Origin of the sequence: Corallococcus macrosporus (assembly GCF_017302985.1) — a bacterium.
Classification (GTDB): domain Bacteria; phylum Myxococcota; class Myxococcia; order Myxococcales; family Myxococcaceae; genus Corallococcus; species Corallococcus macrosporus_A.
Genome location: NZ_JAFIMU010000013.1, coordinates 62534 through 80584, shown reverse-complemented (window position 1 = coordinate 80584; position 18051 = coordinate 62534). Strand labels below are relative to the sequence as shown.

At 69.9% G+C, this 18051-nt stretch carries 16 protein-coding genes; 12 read left to right on the top strand and 4 right to left on the bottom strand.

Annotation, left to right across the window (positions count from 1 at the left end):
* The 10 genes from galK to JYK02_RS34585 all read left to right on the top strand — a co-directional run bounded on the left by galK (position 1) and on the right by JYK02_RS34585 (position 11541).
* A complete protein-coding gene (gene galK / locus JYK02_RS34630) occupies positions 1-1137 on the top strand; it encodes a galactokinase (protein ID WP_207057203.1) in 1137 nt (378 codons plus the stop codon).
* Positions 1138-1217: 80 nt separating this feature from the next.
* Positions 1218-2315: an ABC transporter ATP-binding protein gene (locus JYK02_RS34625; protein ID WP_207057202.1), complete on the top strand. Its 1098-nt coding sequence runs from the start codon at positions 1218-1220 to the stop codon at positions 2313-2315.
* Positions 2312-3199 carry a carbohydrate ABC transporter permease gene (locus JYK02_RS34620; protein ID WP_242589545.1) on the top strand — a complete coding sequence of 296 codons (888 nt, stop codon included), beginning with the start codon at positions 2312-2314 and terminating at the stop codon, positions 3197-3199. The genes JYK02_RS34625 and JYK02_RS34620 overlap by 4 nt, the downstream gene beginning before the upstream one ends.
* 4 nt (positions 3200-3203) lie before the next feature.
* The gene (locus JYK02_RS34615; protein ID WP_207057201.1) at positions 3204-4028 is read left to right on the top strand and encodes a carbohydrate ABC transporter permease; all 825 of its coding nucleotides are present in this window, start codon (positions 3204-3206) and stop codon (positions 4026-4028) included.
* Positions 4029-4046: 18 nt separating this feature from the next.
* Positions 4047-5369, top strand: coding sequence for an extracellular solute-binding protein (locus tag JYK02_RS34610; RefSeq protein WP_207057200.1), 1323 nt, complete (start codon positions 4047-4049; stop codon positions 5367-5369).
* A 44-nt stretch (positions 5370-5413) separates the two neighbouring features.
* The gene (locus JYK02_RS34605; RefSeq protein WP_207057199.1) at positions 5414-6592 is read left to right on the top strand and encodes a xylosidase; all 1179 of its coding nucleotides are present in this window, start codon (positions 5414-5416) and stop codon (positions 6590-6592) included.
* A gap of 11 nt (positions 6593-6603) precedes the next feature.
* Complete coding sequence (locus JYK02_RS34600) at positions 6604-7683, top strand: glycoside hydrolase family 43 protein (protein ID WP_207057198.1); 1080 nt, start codon at positions 6604-6606, stop codon at positions 7681-7683.
* Between the two features lie 10 nt (positions 7684-7693).
* Positions 7694-8530: a phytanoyl-CoA dioxygenase family protein gene (locus JYK02_RS34595; RefSeq protein ID WP_207057197.1), complete on the top strand. Its 837-nt coding sequence runs from the start codon at positions 7694-7696 to the stop codon at positions 8528-8530.
* A gap of 74 nt (positions 8531-8604) precedes the next feature.
* The gene (locus JYK02_RS34590) at positions 8605-9723 is read left to right on the top strand and encodes a UTP--glucose-1-phosphate uridylyltransferase (protein ID WP_347402650.1); all 1119 of its coding nucleotides are present in this window, start codon (positions 8605-8607) and stop codon (positions 9721-9723) included.
* 279 nt (positions 9724-10002) lie between these two features.
* Positions 10003-11541, top strand: a complete 1539-nt coding sequence (locus JYK02_RS34585) for a sensor histidine kinase (protein ID WP_347402649.1) — start codon at positions 10003-10005, stop codon at positions 11539-11541.
* A 46-nt stretch (positions 11542-11587) separates the two neighbouring features.
* Here JYK02_RS34585 and JYK02_RS34580 read toward each other — a convergent pair whose 3' ends face one another.
* From JYK02_RS34580 to JYK02_RS34565, 4 genes are all read right to left on the bottom strand, one after another.
* Positions 11588-11896 (bottom strand): FHA domain-containing protein, encoded by a 309-nt coding sequence (locus JYK02_RS34580; protein ID WP_207057194.1) that lies wholly within the window; start codon positions 11894-11896, stop codon positions 11588-11590.
* Between the two features lie 71 nt (positions 11897-11967).
* Positions 11968-12996: a hypothetical protein gene (locus JYK02_RS34575; protein WP_207057193.1), complete on the bottom strand. Its 1029-nt coding sequence runs from the start codon at positions 12994-12996 to the stop codon at positions 11968-11970.
* 97 nt (positions 12997-13093) lie between these two features.
* Positions 13094-14449, bottom strand: a complete 1356-nt coding sequence (locus JYK02_RS34570) for a GON domain-containing protein (protein ID WP_207057192.1) — start codon at positions 14447-14449, stop codon at positions 13094-13096.
* 187 nt (positions 14450-14636) lie between these two features.
* The gene (locus tag JYK02_RS34565) at positions 14637-15581 is read right to left on the bottom strand and encodes an AraC family transcriptional regulator (RefSeq protein WP_207057191.1); all 945 of its coding nucleotides are present in this window, start codon (positions 15579-15581) and stop codon (positions 14637-14639) included.
* Positions 15582-15728: 147 nt separating this feature from the next.
* On the opposite strand from JYK02_RS34565, the gene JYK02_RS34560 reads away from it, so the two are divergent.
* Positions 15729-16151, top strand: a complete 423-nt coding sequence (locus JYK02_RS34560; RefSeq protein ID WP_207057190.1) for a DUF4267 domain-containing protein — start codon at positions 15729-15731, stop codon at positions 16149-16151.
* 48 nt (positions 16152-16199) lie between these two features.
* Positions 16200-18047 carry an NAD(P)-binding domain-containing protein gene (locus JYK02_RS34555; RefSeq protein ID WP_207057189.1) on the top strand — a complete coding sequence of 616 codons (1848 nt, stop codon included), beginning with the start codon at positions 16200-16202 and terminating at the stop codon, positions 18045-18047.
* The last annotated feature ends 4 nt before the right edge of the window (positions 18048-18051 follow it).

Genomic DNA, 18051 nt, shown 5'->3' with positions numbered 1-18051 from the left:
ATGACGCTTCGCGAACAGGTCGAGCAGGACTTCCACCGGCGCTTCGGCGCGGCCCCCACCGCCGTCGTGCGGGCCCCGGGCCGCGTCAACCTCATCGGTGAGCACACCGACTACAACGACGGCTTCGTGCTCCCCATCGCCATCGACCGCGAGGTGTGGATCGCCTTGCGTCCGCGCGAGGACGGCCGCGTCGTCGTCCACTCGCTCGACTACAGCGCGTCCCTGTCCTTTGAGATCGGGCCGCTGTCGCGCGTCGGCACGGAGTGGGGGGAATACCTCAAGGGTGTCGCCTGGGTGCTGCGGGAGGCCGGCCACACGCTGAAGGGCTGGGAAGGGGTGATGGGCGGGAACGTGCCGCGCGGTGCGGGGCTCTCCTCGTCCGCCGCCGTGGAGCTGGCCACCGAGCGCGCCTTCGCCACGGTGAGCGGCTTGGCGTGGCAGCCCGCCACCATGGCGCTGCTCGGCCAGCGCGTGGAGAACCAGTGGATGGGCCTCCACACCGGCATCATGGACCAGATGATCGTCGCGGGCGGACGCGAGGGCCACGCGCTGCTCATCGACTGCCGCGACCTGTCGCTCCAGCCCGTGCCCCTTCCCGCGGGCGCCGTGGTCGTCGTGCTCGACACGGGGACGCGCCGGGGGCTGGTGGACTCCGCCTACAACGAGCGCCGGAGCCAGTGCGAGGCCGCCGCGCGCTTCTTCGGCGTCAAGGCGCTGCGGGACGTGGACGTGCAGACCTTCACGAAGCGGGAGCAGGAGCTGGACCCGCTGGTGCGCCGCCGCGCGCGGCACGTCATCACGGAGAACGACCGCACCCTGCGGGCCGCCGACGCAATGCGCGCCGGAGACCTCCAGCAACTGGGCCGGTTGATGGACGCAAGCCATGACAGCCTGCGCGACGACTTCGAGGTCACCAACGAAGCGCTCAACACCATCGTCCTGCTGGCGCGGGCGGAGCCGGGCTGCTTCGGAGCCCGGATGACGGGCGCGGGCTTCGGCGGCTGCGCGGTGGCGCTCGTCGCCCCCGGCCAGGCGGAAGCGTTCGTCCAGAGCGTCCACGCGAAGTACACGCAGGCCACGGGGAACACCCCGCAGTGCTACGTGTGCCAGGCCGCGGAGGGGACGAGCGTCGTGTGACGCGTCCCCGCGTGGTGTCCTGAATCCTTCTTGTCAGTCCAGCCGTGAAGGGGCGTTTGCCGCCCCCAGGAATGTGAACGATGGCGGATGTGCTGCTTCGGGATGTGCGGAAGCAATATGGCTCGCAGGCGGTGATTCATGGTGTCTCGCTCGAGCTGCGACACCGCGAGTTCATCGTCTTCGTCGGCCCCTCGGGGTGCGGCAAGTCCACGCTGCTGCGGATGATCGCCGGCCTGGAGCAGGTGAGCGGCGGAGAGATTTCCATTGGCGGGCGCCGGGTCAACGACACGCCGGCGGGGGACCGCGGCATCGCCATGGTCTTCCAGAACTACGCCCTCTATCCGCACATGACGGCGGCCGACAACATGGCCTTCGGCCTGCGCAACGTCGGCACGCCGCGCGCTGAAATCGACGCGCGCGTGGCGGCCGCCGCGAAGACGCTGCAGATCGAACACCTGCTCAACCGCCGTCCGTCGCAGATGTCCGGCGGCCAGCGCCAGAGAATCGCCATCGGCCGCGCCATCGTCCGCCGGCCCGACGTCTTCCTCTTCGACGAGCCGCTCTCCAACCTGGACGCGGCGCTGCGGGTGCAGATGCGCGTGGAGTTGGTGCAGCTCCACCAGCGGCTGGAGGCCACCTCCATCTACGTCACCCACGACCAGGTCGAGGCGATGACGATGGCGGACCGCATCGTCGTCTTCCGCGACGGGCGCATCGAACAGGTGGGCACGCCGCTGGAGATCTACCGCTCGCCCGCGAACACCTTCGTCGCCGGCTTCATGGGCGCCCCCAAGATGAACCTCCTCGATGCGCGGGTGGCGGCCGTCAGCCCTGGCCAGGTGGAGGTCGCCCTGCCGGGCGGCCAGGCCCGGATCGCGGCGGATGGCCGCGCGCTGACGGCGGGCGCGTCCGTCACCTTCGGCGTCCGCCCCGAGCACGTCCGGCCGACGTCGGGGGAGGGCGTCTTCCGGGGACAGGCGCGGGCCATTGAACGGCTGGGGCGCGAAACGCTGCTGCACGTGGTGGGGGCGGATGGGGCCACGCTCATCGCCACCGACGCGGGCGACAGCGCCGTGCGCCTCGGCGACACGGTGACGCTGGCGATCGAACCCGGCCATGGCCGGCTTTTTGGCGCGGATGGAATGGCCCTGCCGTCCACCGCCGCGAGCGCCGCATGAGTGCCCAGGCTCCGAGCGCCAACCGCCGCAACGCCGTCGCCGGCTACGCCTTCCTGGCGCCCTTCCTCCTCTTCTACGGCGTCTTCCTGCTCTATCCCTTCGCGCTGGGCCTGTGGATGAGCCTGCACGACTGGGAGATCGTCGGGGACTATCGCGAGTACATCGGCTTCTTGAACTACGCGGAGCTGTGGGACGACCCGTACTTCTGGGAGGCCCTCAAGCGCACCCTGCAGTTCGCCGCCATGACGGCCCCGGCCGCGACGTTGCTGGGCCTGGTGCTGGCCCTGGCGCTCCAGAAGCCGCTGCGCATCTACGCCGCGCTGCGGGCCGTCTTCTTCGCGTCCAACATCTTCTCCGTCACCGTCGTCACCCTGGTGTGGGCCATGGTGCTCAACCCCGACCGGGGCCTCATCGCCAACGGCCTGCGCGCGGTGGGCCTCCAGCCCATCGCCTTCCTGGCCGACAAGGACTGGGCCATGCCGGCGCTGATGGTGACCTCCCTGTGGTGGACCGCTGGCCTCCCGATGGCGCTCTTCCTCGCCGGTCTCCAGCAGATTCCTCCGGAGGTCTACGAGGCGGCCCGGCTGGACAAGGCCTCGCGGTGGGCGGTGCTGCGGCACATCACGCTCCCGGCGCTCGCGCGCACCACGCTGCTCGTGGTGGTGCTCCAGACGGTGATGCACCTCCAGGTGTTCGGCCAGCCGCTGCTGATGACGCGCGGCGGGCCCGCCAACTCCACCCGGCCGCTGGTGCAGCTCATCTACGAGACGAGCTTCCGCGACTGGCGCTCCGGCTACGCCTCCGCCGTCTCCACGGTGTTGTTCGTCCTGATGTTCGGTGTGGCGCTGCTGCAGTTCCGCTTGTCGCGGCAGGAAGGGGAGTGACGCGATGAACCGGACCCTGACGGACCGCTTCATCCTCGCCCTGGTGGTGGCCGCCGCCTTCGTGTGGATGATGCCGATGCTGTGGGTGCTGACCCTGTCGCTCAAGCCCAACGAGGAGCTGGTGCGCTCCACGAATGGCATCATCCCCTGGCCGCGAACCCTGGAGCACTTCGCCACGCTGCTGCGGGTGTCGCTGACGCCGCGCTGGCTGCTCAACAGCGTGGTGGTCGCCGTGGGCATGACGGTGTCCACGCTGCTGCTGTCGTCGCTCGCCGGCTACGCGTTCGCCCGCATCGACTTTCCCGGGCGGCGCGCCGTCTTCCTGCTGGTGATGGCCGGGCTCATGGTGCCCGAGCAGGCCATCCTCGTGCCCCTGCACGCCATGTTCGCGGACTGGGAGCTGCACAACACGTACTTCTCCCTCATCGCTCCGCGCCTGGCGGGGCCCATGGGCGTGTTCCTGATGACACAGTTCTTCAAGGCGGTTCCCCGCGAGCTGGAGGAGGCCGCGGAGCTCGACAACGCGGGCCGCTTCAAGATCTTCTGGTCGGTGATGTTGCCGCTGTCGCGCCCCGCGCTGACGACGTTGGGCATCTTTACCTTCCTGTTCGCGTGGAACGACTTCCTCTGGCCCGTCGTCACCGCGACACAGCCGGAGATGTACACGCTCAGCGTCGGACTGGGCTCGCTGCAGGGCAACTTCGCGATGTCGGAGGGGCTGGGCTTCCTGATGGCGTCCGCCGTGTTCGCCAGCGCCCCCATGCTCCTCCTCTACGTCGTGTTCCAACGCTACATCGTGCAAGGCATTGCCATCACCGGCGGCAAGTAGCCCCCTGGAGCCGCTCCCATGAAGATGAAGACGCTACTGCCGGCACTGCTGCTGGCCGCGATGTTCGGCGCCACTGCCGCGCGGGCCGGGACGGAGATCACCCTGTTCCGCTTCTTTGGCGGGTGCAGCGACGCGTACGCCAACGTCACGGACGTGGCGAAGGCGGTGGGCGAGTGCGGCATCGTCCAGGTGCTGACCAACAAGTTCAACGCGGAGAACACGGACGGCATCACGGTCAAGACGCAGTCGGTGGAGTGGGGCGTCTACTACGACCGGCTGAGCGCCAACGTCGCGGGCCGCACCCCGCCGGACATCGCCGTCATGCACCGCAGCGTCCTGCCGAACTACCAGGTGCGCAACCTCCTGCTGCCGCTGGGCAAGGACTTCGCGGCGGTGGGCATCGACGTCGCGGACTTCGTGCCGGCGGCGCGCGAGGGCGTCACCGCGAACGGTGAAGTCTGGGCCCTGCCGTTCGACCTCCATGCCCTGCTGTGGCACGTCAACGCCGACCTGTTCATCAAGGCGGGGCTCGTGGACGACAAGGGCCAGCCGAAGATGCCCCGCAGCCCCGCCGAGCTGATGCAACACGCCGCGACGATGAAGGCGAAGACGGGCAAGGCCTACTTCGCCATCCCCTCCGGCGCGGATCCGATGCCCTCCTGGCAGTACCTCACCTGGGTCTGGCAGCAGGGCGGCAACATCGTGGACGCACAGAAGAAGGAGGCGCTGCTGGAGTCGAAGGAGAGCCGCGAGGCGCTGCGCCTGCTCGACGCGCTCTACGCGTCAGGCGCCGCCAATCCGCAACACGACTACGCGGCCGCGCAGCAGGCCTTCCTCGCCGGAGAGGCAGCGGTGCTGGTGAACGGCACCTGGGGCGTGGACACGTACGCGGCCCAGGCCGCGACAGGGAAGTCCGGCCTCAAGAACTACGTCGTGCGGGACATGCCCACCCTCTATGGCAAGGACGCCGTCTGGTCCGACAGCCACACGTGGGTCATGCCGAAGCAGTCGAGGCCGGACCCCGCGAAGCAGAAGGCGGCGCTCACCTTCCTGAAGTTCCTCAACGACAACAGCCTCCAGTGGGCCCGCACGGGGCATCTGCCGGTGCGCGCCTCGGTGCTCCAGAGCGCGCGGATGCAGGCCCTGCCGCACCGGGCGGAGTACACGCGCACCGCTACCATCGCCACGGCGCTGCCGCCCATCCAGTACCAGCGCGCCCTGGGCGACCTGCTGGTCAACGAGCTGAACTCCACCTGGCTGGTCCAGAAGGATCCGGACAAGGCCCTGGCGGATTCCCAACGGGCGGCAGCGAGCATCCTGCGCCGCTCCCGACGCCGATAGCCGCCCTCCATGCTCCCTTGCCTCTACTCGCATCACGCGCCCCTATGACTTCTTCCGTTCTTCCGCCGGACGCGACGCTCACGCTCGGCGACATCGTCGCGAACCTGCCGCGGGTTCCCGAGCCGCTCCTCGACGAGACGATGGCGGACCCCTTCGTGCTGCGCTTGACGGCGGCGAGCCCCGGAGGCGCGCGCACCGCGGGCCTCTGGATGGTGGCCACCACCAATGACCAGCCGTTCGCCTTCCGGCTGTATCGCTTCGACGGCGGCCGCTGGGTGCCGCACCTGAGAGATGGCAGGCATTGCGCCATCTTCCCCGAAGGGCGGCTCCCCGCGTGGTGGAACGCCGGCGAGCTGGATCCGCTCTCGCCGGGCCTGCCCCGGGACCTCGTCGTGGCCCGCTGGGCCCCTGAAATCGACGTGCGCCACGGGATGCTCACGCTGCACTACACCGCGCGCGACCGCGCCGGCATCCTGCGCTCCGCCTACGCCACGGCTACCGCCATCGACGGTGAGTGGACGGACCATGGCTTCCTGGACATCAACGTCCGCGTGAAGGACCTGGCGCCCGGCTATCCGGGCGGGCCCGCCGGCGGGAACCCGGTGGTCGGGATGATTGACGGCCACGTGGCCACGGCTGTCGACGCGCAGGGGAGGGAGCGGACGTTCCTGCTCACCAAGGTGGACGGCAACGGGCTGCAGTGGACGGACCCGGTGACGGGGCAGCGCCACAAGGCGCCCACGCCCATCCTGTCGCACGAGTTCCATCAGGGGGCCGACGGCCGTATCACGCTCCTGGGCCCGGCGAAGGTCCTGCTCACCAATGGCCCGCATCACGACGGCCTGGTTGAAGGCCAGTTCGTGGTGCACGAGGACGGTCAGTCCTACCTCGTCTACAGCGCGGGCTTCTTCGGCAACGCCGAGTACCGCACGTACATCGCGAAGCTGGACCTGCTGGCGCACAAGGTCTGGGACGAGCGGCTCCTCATCGACAGCCAGAGCCCGGCGCTCGGCGGGCAATGGAATGGCCCGGGGCACCCCTCGTTCGTCCGGGTGGGCGAGGGCCTCTACGCGATGTACCTGCACGTGTGGCGCAACGGCACCGACTACTCCAAGGACGGAGACCAGCGCAGGGCCATCCAGTGCCATGTCGCCTTCCGGGACCTGGAGGGCCGCCCGTGTGCGCCGTTCGTCGTGGAAGCGCGTTACTCCACCCCGGCCTGACGGAGCATCGGATGCCACTGCTGCCGCTGCTGATCCTCGGCGCCGGACTGACGGCCGCGACCTACACCAACCCCGTCTTCGACGAGGACTTCCCGGACCCCACCGTCCTCGACGCGGGCGGTGGGTGGTACTACGCCTACGCGACGCAGGGCACCGTCGCCGGCAAGGTGCAGAACGTCCAGGTGGCTCGCACGCGCGACCTCGTGAAGTGGGAGCGCATGGGCGACGCGATGCCCGTGAAGCCCACGTGGGCCTCGACGACGCAGATGTTCTGGGCGCCGGACGTCCACCGTCGCGAGCGCGGCTTCTTCCTGTACTTCTCCGCCACCCTGGACGCCGAGCGTGCGGCGAGCTTCAAGAAGGAACGGGGCGCGGTGGACAGCCCGGAAGAGGTCTTCTGCCTGGGCGTCGCCACGTCGTCCAAGCCCGAGGGCCCGTTCCGCGACAGCGGGCGTCCGCTCGTGTGCGGGCTGTCCTTCGTGAACATCGACCCGATGGCCTTCGATGACGCGCGCACGGGGCGCAAGTACCTCTACTGGGGGTCGGGCTTCCAACCCATCCGCGTGCAGGAGCTGGCGGCGGACGGGCTCTCCTTCAAGAAGGGGAGCGCTCCCACGGAGCTGGTGCGCGCGGACAAGGGCGTCCCGTTCCAGGCCCTGGTCGAAGGCGCGTGGGTCGTCCAGCGCGGCGGCTACTACTACCTCTTCTATTCGGGGGAGAACTGCTGCCACGGCCCGCTGCAGGACGTGAAGTACGCCGCCCTGGTGGCGCGCTCGCGCACGCCCACCGGGCCCTTCGAGACGCTGGCACAGGCGACGGGCGCACCCGACAGCGCCGTGCTGCGCCGGAGCGAGGCGTGGATCGCACCGGGCCACAACTCCGTCTTCACCGACCGCAAGGGACAGGACTGGATTGCCTATCACGCCATCGACGTGCGGCGTCCCTACGTCGAGGAGGTCATCGGCAAGGACCGCTCGGTGCGCCGCCCGATGCTGATGGACCGGCTCACGTGGAAGGACGGATGGCCGCGCGTCGAGGGCGGGACACCCTCGGCGGGCCCTGTGGCCGCGCCGGCGCTGACTGGCAAGTGAGCGAGGAAAGATGACCACCGTGCACGCACTACAGGAAACCCACGAACCGGCCGACCTGCTGCGCGGCCTCTACGGCGACGGCATCATCGGGCTCAAGGGCGCCTTCCCACGCGACTGGGTGGTGCGGATGCGCGAGGACATCGAGACGCTCTTCGCCGAGGCCCAGCAGGTCCCTGGCGGGGCGCTGCCTCGCGGGCCGCAGCGCTGGTACGTGGAGGTGCACCCGGAGCGCATCCGGGGCTTTGTCGACATCGCCACCCACCCGTGGTTCGTCGCCGTCTGCGAGGCGGTGCTCGGGCCCGACTACCGCATCGTCGAGGTGGGCTTCGACGTTCCCTTCCCGGGCGCGGCTGACCAGCCCTGGCACCGCGACTTCGCCGCGCCGGAGGCCACGACGAAGGGCCGTCGCCTCAACTCGTTGGCCTTCAACCTGACCGCCGTGGACACCCTCCCGGAGATGGGGCCATTCGAGGTCGCGCCCGGGACCCAGTGGGACGTGTTCGAAGGCTGCGCCAGGGGCATGTTCCCGCCTCGCGAGCTCTGGCCGCGCTACATCTCCCGCGCGGTCCCAAAGCTGCCGCGCATGGGCGACATCTCCGCCCGCTCCGCCCTGACCATCCACCGGGGCACGGCCAACCGCTCGGATCAGTCGCGTCCGGTGCTGGTGGTGGGCGTGGATGCGCCGGACGCGACGAACGCCAACCACCATGACCTGCAGGTGACGCGGCGCTACCTGGAGTCCCTGCCACCCCGCGTCAGGGACCACCTCACCTGCCGGGTGGTGGATGCGCTCACGACGGTGGTCCAGCATCACACCATCGAAGGGCTGCTGAAGCCCGCGTACTGACCCTGGCTGTCTGGCCCATGCGTTTCGGTGAAGGGCGCTCTATCCTCCCGTGCGTGAAAACCCAGACCGCGGATGTGGATGGAGAACTGAATGACCCCCGGCTCGCGCGTGACGGCTTCGACGCGGCCAACTTCCGGGCGCTGCTCGGCCGCTACCAGCGCGGGGAGCTGACGGAGTCCCAGGCCCTGGCGGGCCCGCTCGAACCGCCACGGCCGGGGGATGTGCAGCCGCTGCCTGCCGAGGGCACCCCTACCCACGAAGCCTGCCGTGCGGCGGGGGAGCAGGCCTTCCGCGAGGGCGCCGTGGCCGCCCTGGTGGTGGCCGGTGGGGCGGGGACGCGCTTTGGCGGGGGCGTGAAGGGGCTGGTCCCCGTCCTGGGGGAGCACACCTTCCTGGACCTCAAGCTCGCCGAGGCACGCCGTTTGGGCGAGCGGCTGGGCCGCCCGGTGCCGGTGGCGGTGATGACCTCCTTCCTCACGCACGATCTCATCGCCGCGCACCTGGAAGCCCGGGGGCTGGGGCGGGACGTGGTCCTCTTCCGGCAGCAGATGCTTCCCCGGCTCACGCCGGAGGGCGCCTTGTTCCGGGAGGCGGACGGGCAGCTGTCCTTCGCCCCTTCGGGCCATGGGGACGTGTTCCGCGCCCTGCGCGAGAGCGGGGTGGGGGAGACGCTGCGCCAGCGCGGGGTGCGCTGCATGTACTTCTCCAACGTGGACAACCTGGCGGCGACGCTCGACCCGGTCGTCATCGGGATGCACCTGCAACGGGGCTGCGACATGACGGTGGAGGTGACGCCGCGAGCCAACCCCAGTGGCGCGCTGGACGCGGGCGCGGCGCCGGTGCGCGTGAACGGCCAGCTCCAGCTCGTGGAGAAGGTGGACGCAAAACAGCACGCCTTCATCTCCACCAACAACATCACCTTCCGGCTGGAGGCCATGCTGAGCGAAGCGCTGCCCATTCCCTACCGGGTGGTCCCCAAGAAGGTGGACGGCGCGCCCGTGCTCCAGTTCGAGCAGGTGACCGCGGAGGCCAGCAGCCTCACCCGGCCAGATGGCCAGCCGCTCCTGTCGGTCGCCTTCATTGAAGTGGGGCGCACGGACCCCGCGACGAGCCGCTTCGAACCGGTGAAGGCCCCGGATGACCTTCCCCGCGTGGCGGAGCGCCTGCGGACGCGGCTGGAAGCCTTGCGTTAGGGGCTTTCGCGAAGCGATAGGGGCCTGCAGTCGGCAGGTCCCCGCTTCCTCCTGCCCGGCTCAGGCACTCACCCCCTGGAAGCAGGTCGAGTCGCAACCCATGGGGCGGGTAGGGCTGCGGAGGCTTGGGCGTCCGCTACAGCAGGGGCCGAGCGGGTTGTCGGGGGGAGGGGGGACGACCTATCCACTGCCGCTGGCGAGGACACAATTGACCTGTAACCGGGGCCGCCAGTAAACCGCCCGAGGCGCAGCCGGTCACAAGGTCACGGAGGAAGTCCTGTGCAGGCGTCTCTTTCGGCATCACCGCCTGTGTCGCCGCCGTCGTCGCTGGCATCCTTGGATGGCGGAAGACGCTCCCGCGAGGGAGGAGAAGACGCGCTGCCGGTGGTGTGGCTGGTGGAGGACAGCGCGCTTGAACGGGAGCGTGCCCGGAGGGTGTTGGAGGGGCATTGCGTGCTGGAGGCCTTCGCCGAAGGCCCGACGATGCTGGAGAAGCTGGCGCTCGGGGCACGTCCCGCGCTGGTGCTGCTCGACCTGAACCTGCCGGGGATTTCGGGCATCGAGCTGCTGCGCTTCCTTCGCGCCCAGTTGGACGCGGCGGAGCTGCCGGTGTTGATGCTCACGGTGGCGGGGAGCAAGGCGGACGTGGTGGAGAGCCTCCTGGCCGGGGCGAACGACTACGTGACGAAGCCGTATGACCCTTCGGAGCTGATCGCCCGCGTCACGTCGCAGCTGCGCACCCAGCAGCTCCACCAGCGGCTTCAACACGCGGAGGAGGGGTTTCGCCGGCTGGCGGCGCACCTGCCGGACGTCGTGGCCCGGTTCGACCGGCAGCACCGTCACACCTTCGTCAGCCCCAGCATCCAGCGATTCACGACTGAGCCGGTGGAGCACTTCCTGGGGAAGACCAACGCCGAGCTGGGGATGCCCGCGGAGCGGGTCCATCAGTGGGACGCCGCCATCGACGAAGCCTTCACCGGCCGCGAGGTGTCAATTGAGTTCGAGCTTCCCGGTCTGGAGGGGCGGCGGGTGATGGAGTCCCGACTGCTTCCGGAGCGTGATGCGCGGGGCAACGTGCTGTCGGTGTTGTCCATTGCCCGGGACGTCACCGATGAGCGGATGCGGGCCGAGTACGAGCGGCACCTGATTGGCATTGTCAGCCATGACCTGAAGAACCCGCTGGCGGCCATCCTGATGCAGGCGTCGGTGGGGCTGCGTCGAGCCCGAGAGGACGCGGGCACCCGCGACATCCTGGAGCGCATCCGCCGGACGGCAACCCGGGCCACGGGGCTGGTGAGCGACCTGCTGGACTTCACGCGGACGCGCCTGGGCGGAGGGTTGCCGCTCGTGATGAGTCATCAGGACCTGCGCGACGTGGTGTCGCAGGTGCTGGAGGAGTCGCGCAACGCGCGCCCCGACCGCCGGTTGCGCTGGGAGGTGGAGGGGGAGACGGGGCTCGTGGCGGACGGTGAGCGGCTGGCCCAGCTCGCGACGAACCTGCTCGCCAATGCCTTGCAATACAGCCCGCCGGAATCGGAGGTGCGGGTGCGGCTGGAGGGGTTGCCCGAGGCGGTGGTGCTCACGGTGCACAACGAGGGCGCGCCCATCCCGGCGGAGGTGCTCGCGAGGCTCTTCGAGCCCTTCCAGCGGGCCAGCGCGGAGCAGGACCGCAGCGGGCGCAACGTGGGGTTGGGGCTCTACATCGTCCACCAGATCGCGCGCGCCCACGGCGGCCAGGTCATGGTGCGCTCCTCGCACGAAGAGGGCACGACCTTCGTGGTGAAGCTGCCGCGCGTCCGGGAGCCCGCCTCCCGGTAGACGCGCGTGCGCGGACTTCCGCGGACGGACTCCAGGTGCTCCGGCGCTAGCGAAGCCGGATCCGGAGCTTGACGTCCGCGACCCTGAGCTCGTCGCCATCGGTCAGCCGCTGGCGGTGGGTGAGGGGACGCTCGTTGTGGAAGGTCCCCATCGCGGAGCCCATGTCCTCCACGAACCAACCCTCCGGTTCGTGGAGCAGCAGGGTGTGCCGGCGCGAGACCTGCACGGAGTCAGGCCGGTAATGACAGTCGAACTGCCGGCCAATGGTGAAGGAGGTCCCCGTGACGGGAATCTCCTGTCCCACCGCCGTGACCAGGGTCAATGCGACGGACTTCGGAGCAGGGGTCTGGGGCATGGTGGGCAGGATACTGGCGAGGCCCACCGGCACAACGGACCGGTCGCTCAGGCCTTGGTCGGAACGGCTTCCTAGCGGTAGGCCTGGAAGCAGAAGAAGTTGCCGTTCGTGAAGTAGAAGCCGCCTGAGAGGGCGGTGCCTGTCGTCGGAAGGCAGACACCCACGACGAGCTCCGCGCGCTCCCGGTTCTCGCCTGACACGGTGTAGCTGTTCCCCGGGAGCAGATGCGAGAGGCCATCCCGGGTCGAACCATCCACCAGCACCCGGAAGAAGCCGCTCAGCTGCGACTTGAGCGCCGGGAAGGGGGTGCTGGAGTACGCGGAGAGGGCGATATCCCAGCGATTGGGGCTCGCGCTCCCGCAGATCGCCGTGTCGGTCGTGACGCTCAACAGGCGGAAGCCGTAGAGGATGGGACCGGTGGTGCCCAACCAGTCCTTGTTCGGGAAGTTCGTGTAGTTGGGGCAGGTGGGCTCCCAGAGGGCCGTGCACACGTTCGAGCTGCAGTAGTGCGTGCCGTAATCGCAGTTCGACTGCCCCTCTTCCGTGCAGGGGGCTCCGGTGTCACCCCGCGCCTTGCAATGCCCCGACGCGGTATCGCAGCGCTGCCACTCACCGCACTGCGCATCCTCCGTGCACCTGGGCGTGCAGACCGAATCCTGGATCGAGCACACCCGGTTGGAGCTGCCATCCTCCACGTTGCACAGCGCGTCCGTGGCGCACTTGCAGATCCGCCGTGAATCGGTGGAGCTCAGCGCGTCGCATTGCTTCGCCGTGTCCGGACAGTCCGCGCCGGTCGTGCAGGTCTGGACACACACCTTCGCCGTGGGATGGCAGAACTCCAAAGCCAGACAGTCCGTGTCCTGCGTGCACCGGCCCGTATCGAGGCCCCCGTCGAAGCCGCCGTCCGCGCCCGCGTCCAGCCCCCCATCCGTGCCCGCATCGAAGCCCGCATCGAAGCCTCCGTCGGGGCCTGCATCGAGGCCCCCGTCGAGGCCCCCGTCCGTGCCCGCATCGACCACGACGCTCACGCCACCGTCCGCGTCATCATCATCGTCGCGAGTGGAACAGCCCACCATCACCATGCTGATCACGACGAACATCCACCGCTTCATGCCGATTGCCCCCTGGCGCATTCGCACGACGATACCACCGGCCCCACGCGAGGGCCGGTGCACTTCATCGCGCGGGCAGGAGGACCTACTGCTGCGGCGGGTTGAGCGTCAGCTGCAGCAGGGTGCCGTACTGGTTGTAGGGATTGTAGCTGCCCACGGCGCCCACCCAGCCGCAGTTGCCGCCGCCCGACAGGCTGAAGACCTGGTTGGACGCGCTGGGGTTGACGGAGCCGGCGGCGAGGTAGCCGCCCACGCCGAAGCGGGAGGGCTGCACGGAGAAGCGCGTGCCGCGCAGGTCCACGTTGGCCTGGGTCTGGGTGCCGTTGCAGGACATGGCGGCGCCGTAGGTCATGGCCTTCACCGTGTGCGGCGAGTGGGTCAACTGCCCGGTGGACGTGGAGAAGGTCTGATCCCCGGTGTCCAGTTGGAGCGTGTCCGGGAGCACGCGCACGCGGGTGTAGCGAGTGCGCACCGTGGTGCCGGGCGAGGATCCACCCGCGAGGTACTGCGAGAAGTTGGCGCCGTCCTCCGTGTGCTGGAGCGTGAGGTACTCCCGGGGCGACGCTCCATCCATGCCGTGGCACCAGGCGGACCAGCACTTGTTGGGGTCGCTCCCGACGCACAGCGTGTACTCGCCGTCGTGGTGGAGGGAGTAGTCGGTCTGGAGGGCCTTGCAGGTGGCCGGCAGGAGGAGCGGGGGCCGGTACTTCAGCTGCAGCAGCGAACCGGTCTGGTTGTAGGGGTTGTAGCTGCCCAGGGGGCCGGTCCAGCCGCAGAAGCCTCCGCCAGAGAGGTTGACGACCTGTCCATCGCCGCTGGCGACGGCGGTGCCGGAGGCGTCGAAGCCCCCCACGCCGAACAGGGCCGGATCCACCTCGAAGTTCGTGCCGATGAGGTTGATGTTGGCCTGGGCCTGCTCGCCATCGCAGGACATGGCGACGCCGAAGGGCATGGCACGCACGGTGTCCGGCGAGTGCGTCAGCTCACCCATGGACGTCGCGAAGGTCTGGTCGCCGGTATCCACCTGGAACGTGTCCGGGTGCAGGCGCACGCGGGTGTAGCGCGTGACGACGCTGGTGCCGGGTGAGGCGCCGCCCGCGAGGTAGCGCGAGACATTGGTGTCTTCCTGCTGCAAGGGGAGGGTGAGGTACTCCCGGGGCGTGCCGGCCATGTCGTGGCAGTACGCGCCCCAGGAGGCGTTGGGGTCACCGCCCACGTACAGGGCGTAGGTGCCATCCGGAGCATCCGGGTGGAGGGCATGCACGTCCGCGCACGTCGCGGGCAGTGTGCCGAGCGCCTGGGACGCGGAGGTCGTCCCTGCCTGGGACGCGGCGTCGTTCGCGCCGCAGCCCACGGCGAGCACGGTGAGGCTCCAGGCCAGGGCGCGGGTCGCGCGGCGCTTCGAGGTGGGGGCGGCGAAGGACTTCGGGGTGGGCTTCATGGGTGGGGCTCCTTGGCGTTGGCTGCGGAGCCCTTCCATGGCAAGGGCGGGGCCAGCGGCGATACGCGCGGGCTCCAGCCGGGATTTCGCGGTGTTGCGCGGGTGGACGCGCTCCACGCGGATGCGCCTCCCGCGCGAACGTGCCAGGGCTGGCACTCGCGAGGGGGCGCCCCAGGGGACGCGGATGTCAGGGCCCCTGGACCTCACGCGCCTTGCGCCGGTACTCGCCGGGCGGCACTCCCATCTCCCGCCGGAAGGCCCGATTGAAGGCGAACTCGGACTCGTAGCCCACGCGGGCCGCGATGGCCGCGAGCCCGTCCTGTCCCTCACGCAGCGCGTGCGCGGCCTCCTGCATCCGAAGCCGCGTGAGGTACTCATGCGGCGCCGCGCCCACCTCGCTCGCGAAGCGCCGCGCGAGCGTCGCCCGCGATGTCCCCGAGCGCTGCGCCAGCTCGCTCACGGTCCAGCTCCGGCCCGGCTCCGCGTGCATCCAGCCCAGGGCGCTGGCGAGCGTCCGGTCGCCGAGCGCGCCCAACCAGCCCGCGCCACCCGGCGGCTGCGCGTCCGCCCAGGCACGAAGCACCTGTACCAGGAGGATGTCGAGCAGCCGGGAGACGATGACCGAGGAGCCCCGCTCCCCCCGCGCGTACTCCTGTTCGAGCAGCGACACCGTGGGCAGCAGGGCACGCGCGTCCTCGGAAGCCCCCCGCAGGTGGACCCGCTCGGGAAGCAGCCGCAACACGGGATGCGCTCCCGGCTCGTCGAACGCGAAGAAGCCGCAGAGCATCCGCGACTCCACGCCGGTCCCGCCCAGCACATACCCAGAGGCCCCTTCGCCGCGTGTCGCCAGCCAATCCTCCACCCGCTGCTTGGGGCTGCGGGGCGAGTCCGCCACGGCATGCCCGTCTCCGCGCGGTAGCAGCACGACATCCCCTGGCCCGAGCGCGACGGCGTCCCGGCCCTGCGTGAGATGACAGGAGCCCGCGATGACCAGATGCAGGGTCGCCGTGGTCGTGGGAGCGAAGCGCAACCCCCAGGGGGCCCGCGCCACGGTGCGGCAGTAGAGCTGCCCCCGTAAGCGGGTTCGCTCGAGGATCTGCCCCAGCAGGTCGGAAGCATGCGAGAGGTCCATGCCTTCGAGGCTAGCAGCGGACTGCCCGCGGCGCTCACGGCCTGAGCGTTTCAGACAAAAAGTTGAGCCGTGCGCGAATGGCGGCTTCGAGGCCCGCACGTCACATTTCCAGCCATGAACGACACCCCCGCTTCAGTTGGAGGCCTCATGAACCCGAACGCCGCTCCGTTGTCCTGGAAGCTCACCTCGCCCACGGCCCTGTTCACGTTGCTTCTGGGGGCCTTCATGCTGTTCCTCAGCCTCCGCGCCGTGGCGGACCCGATCAGCGCGGCGCGGGGCTTCGGTCTGCCCGACTCCGGGGGCGAGGTCATCCCCTGGCTGCACGTCAAGGCAGGCAGGGACCTGGGCCTGGCGCTGGCGATGTTCGCCCTGGTGGCCATCCGGCAGCGACAGGCCGCGGGCGTCTTCGTCCTCGCCTGCGTCGTGATGCCCACCGTGGACGCATTGACCGTGATGCACGGCGGTGCCTCGCTCGCCTTCGCGCTCGCGGTCCATGGAAGCTTGGTGGTCTACGGAGTCGTGCTGGCCGCCGCGCTGCTGCGCCCCGGGAGGCCGCGGCAAGCAGCTTGAGTGGCAATCCCGGGCGATCCGGCGCGCGTTGGCCTACTGTCGGGGTTCGTGAGCCTGCCCTTCGTTGGAGGAGAGTCCGCGCCAGACCCCAGGCGCGAGTGGTGGTCCCTGCGGCTGCGTCGTGATTCGGATGGGGGCTGCCTGCTCGAGCTCGTCAACTCCGGTGGCGTGCACCCGATCCACGCGATCCACGAACGTCTTCGCGGGATCCTGGAGCGGCTGCCTGACGGTGTCGAGCTCGCCTATCTTTGCCGGGTCGCCCCGGGACGGCACTACAACGTCTCGCACCTGATCGCGGTCGAGCTCTGCGAGCGCCAGCGGGGACTCGCGAACGTCACCGCGCTGTTGCCGGAGGACTTCATCGCGGCGCGGGCATGGCTTCTTCTCGCCCGTGCCCGGTCGCGATTGAAGGCGGGCGAGATGGCGGGCAGCGTCGAGGATGCGCGTCATGCCTTTCAGCGTGGAGTCGAAGCGGAGGATGCGCCTGCCGTCGCGGAGTTCTTCGCCTGGCTGCCGCCGGAAGGCCGTGAGGCCCTTCGTCCGGAGTACCTGGCGTGGTTCGAGCGGCAGCCCGCGGAACAGCTCGTGCGCTGGCAAATCGAGCTCTCCTGGTGGCCTGAGCGCCAGCTCCTGAAGCACGTGACCGGTCTGGCGCCGTACCAGTACTGGAAGGATCGCGAGGAGGCGTCGCGCATCCTCGCCGAGCTGCGCCGTCGCGCCTCCGAGGCGGCCGCAGGGCTCGAAGCGCAACTCGGCGCCACCGACGCGCCGCAGGGCATGGCCCCTGGCGACGTGCCTGCGCAGCGCACCGACAAGCCGCTCCGCATCGGGATCATCGGCGGGGGGCGCATTGGCTCGCGGCTCGGCGCGCTGTGGGCGAGGGCAGGGCACACCGTCCGCATCGGGGTCCGGCGGCCGTGGCAGGTGTCCGTGGAGCCACCGGTCGCGGTGGGCGATGTTTCACGGGCGCTGTCTCACGGGGAGGTCATCGTGCTGGCGACGCCCGTCTCGGCCCTCAAGGACGTCGCCAAAGCCGCGCGACAGGCGCTGTCCGGGGGGGTCGTGATCGACGTGACGAACCCCGAGGATCCCTACTACGCAGCCAGGTTGGGCAATTCCCAGTGCGGCTCTGGATCGTTGACCGGGTCGTTGTTCCCGGGCGCGCGAATGGTGAAGGCCTTCAACACGCTCGACGAGCGAGCCTTGTTCGGCCCGACGGTCGCGCTCGTGCCCCCCGCGGTTCCAATCGCCTCGGATGACCCGGAGGCCGCGGCCACGGCGGCGCGGCTCGCGCGTGATGCGGGCTTCGACCCCGTCGTCGTCGGGCCGCTCTCCGCCTCGGCGCGCTTCGACCGCGGGACAGCGCTCTGGGGCACGCTCGCCAGCCACGCACAGGTATGCGCCACGCTTGGCGTCGAGGCCCCCGCGCGGCCATCGCACGAACAGCTCCAGACCCGCACGCTGGTCGAAGCCGTGCTCGCCCTGGCCATGCCGAAGGAGGCGCTCGAGGACGACTTCGAGGAGGAGGAGGACTTCCATCCATTCGGGGATGCCTGGCGCCGGCAGTTCGCCGAGTGGAGGCTTCCGTGTCCGGAGGGACTCGCCGAGCTCGCGGACGGCGCGGGGGAGGTGCTGATTGATATTGGCGGCTGGGGGATGTTCGAGCCCCAGGACGATATGGACCTCCGAGAGGGGCTTCGGCAGGACGTCTCGAGGGCGCACCTTGCCGACATGGCCCCTTTGTTCGGCCGCGATGGCGACCTCTTGCTGCTGGACCAGGAGGGGCGCGTCCATCTCTGGCTTCATGAAGAAGGAGATGAGACGCGGGTGGTCGCCAGGGACTTCCGCGCGCTCCTCGCGATCTTCGCGGCAGGCATCGACCCGGGCCTCCTCTGACCCG

Excerpts from the sequence above, each read along its gene's own strand:
- galK (WP_207057203.1), top strand. The coding sequence starts at position 1 with ATGACGCTTCGCGAACAGGTCGAGCAGGACTTCCACCGGCGCTTCGGC.
- JYK02_RS34625 (WP_207057202.1), top strand. The coding sequence starts at position 1,218 with ATGGCGGATGTGCTGCTTCGGGATGTGCGGAAGCAATATGGCTCGCAG.
- JYK02_RS34620 (WP_242589545.1), top strand. The coding sequence starts at position 2,312 with ATGAGTGCCCAGGCTCCGAGCGCCAACCGCCGCAACGCCGTCGCCGGC.
- JYK02_RS34615 (WP_207057201.1), top strand. The coding sequence starts at position 3,204 with ATGAACCGGACCCTGACGGACCGCTTCATCCTCGCCCTGGTGGTGGCC.
- JYK02_RS34610 (WP_207057200.1), top strand. The coding sequence starts at position 4,047 with ATGAAGATGAAGACGCTACTGCCGGCACTGCTGCTGGCCGCGATGTTC.
- JYK02_RS34605 (WP_207057199.1), top strand. The coding sequence starts at position 5,414 with ATGACTTCTTCCGTTCTTCCGCCGGACGCGACGCTCACGCTCGGCGAC.
- JYK02_RS34600 (WP_207057198.1), top strand. The coding sequence starts at position 6,604 with ATGCCACTGCTGCCGCTGCTGATCCTCGGCGCCGGACTGACGGCCGCG.
- JYK02_RS34595 (WP_207057197.1), top strand. The coding sequence starts at position 7,694 with ATGACCACCGTGCACGCACTACAGGAAACCCACGAACCGGCCGACCTG.
- JYK02_RS34580 (WP_207057194.1), bottom strand. The coding sequence starts at position 11,896 with ATGCCCCAGACCCCTGCTCCGAAGTCCGTCGCATTGACCCTGGTCACG.
- JYK02_RS34575 (WP_207057193.1), bottom strand. The coding sequence starts at position 12,996 with ATGTTCGTCGTGATCAGCATGGTGATGGTGGGCTGTTCCACTCGCGAC.
- JYK02_RS34570 (WP_207057192.1), bottom strand. The coding sequence starts at position 14,449 with ATGAAGCCCACCCCGAAGTCCTTCGCCGCCCCCACCTCGAAGCGCCGC.
- JYK02_RS34565 (WP_207057191.1), bottom strand. The coding sequence starts at position 15,581 with ATGGACCTCTCGCATGCTTCCGACCTGCTGGGGCAGATCCTCGAGCGA.
- JYK02_RS34560 (WP_207057190.1), top strand. The coding sequence starts at position 15,729 with ATGAACCCGAACGCCGCTCCGTTGTCCTGGAAGCTCACCTCGCCCACG.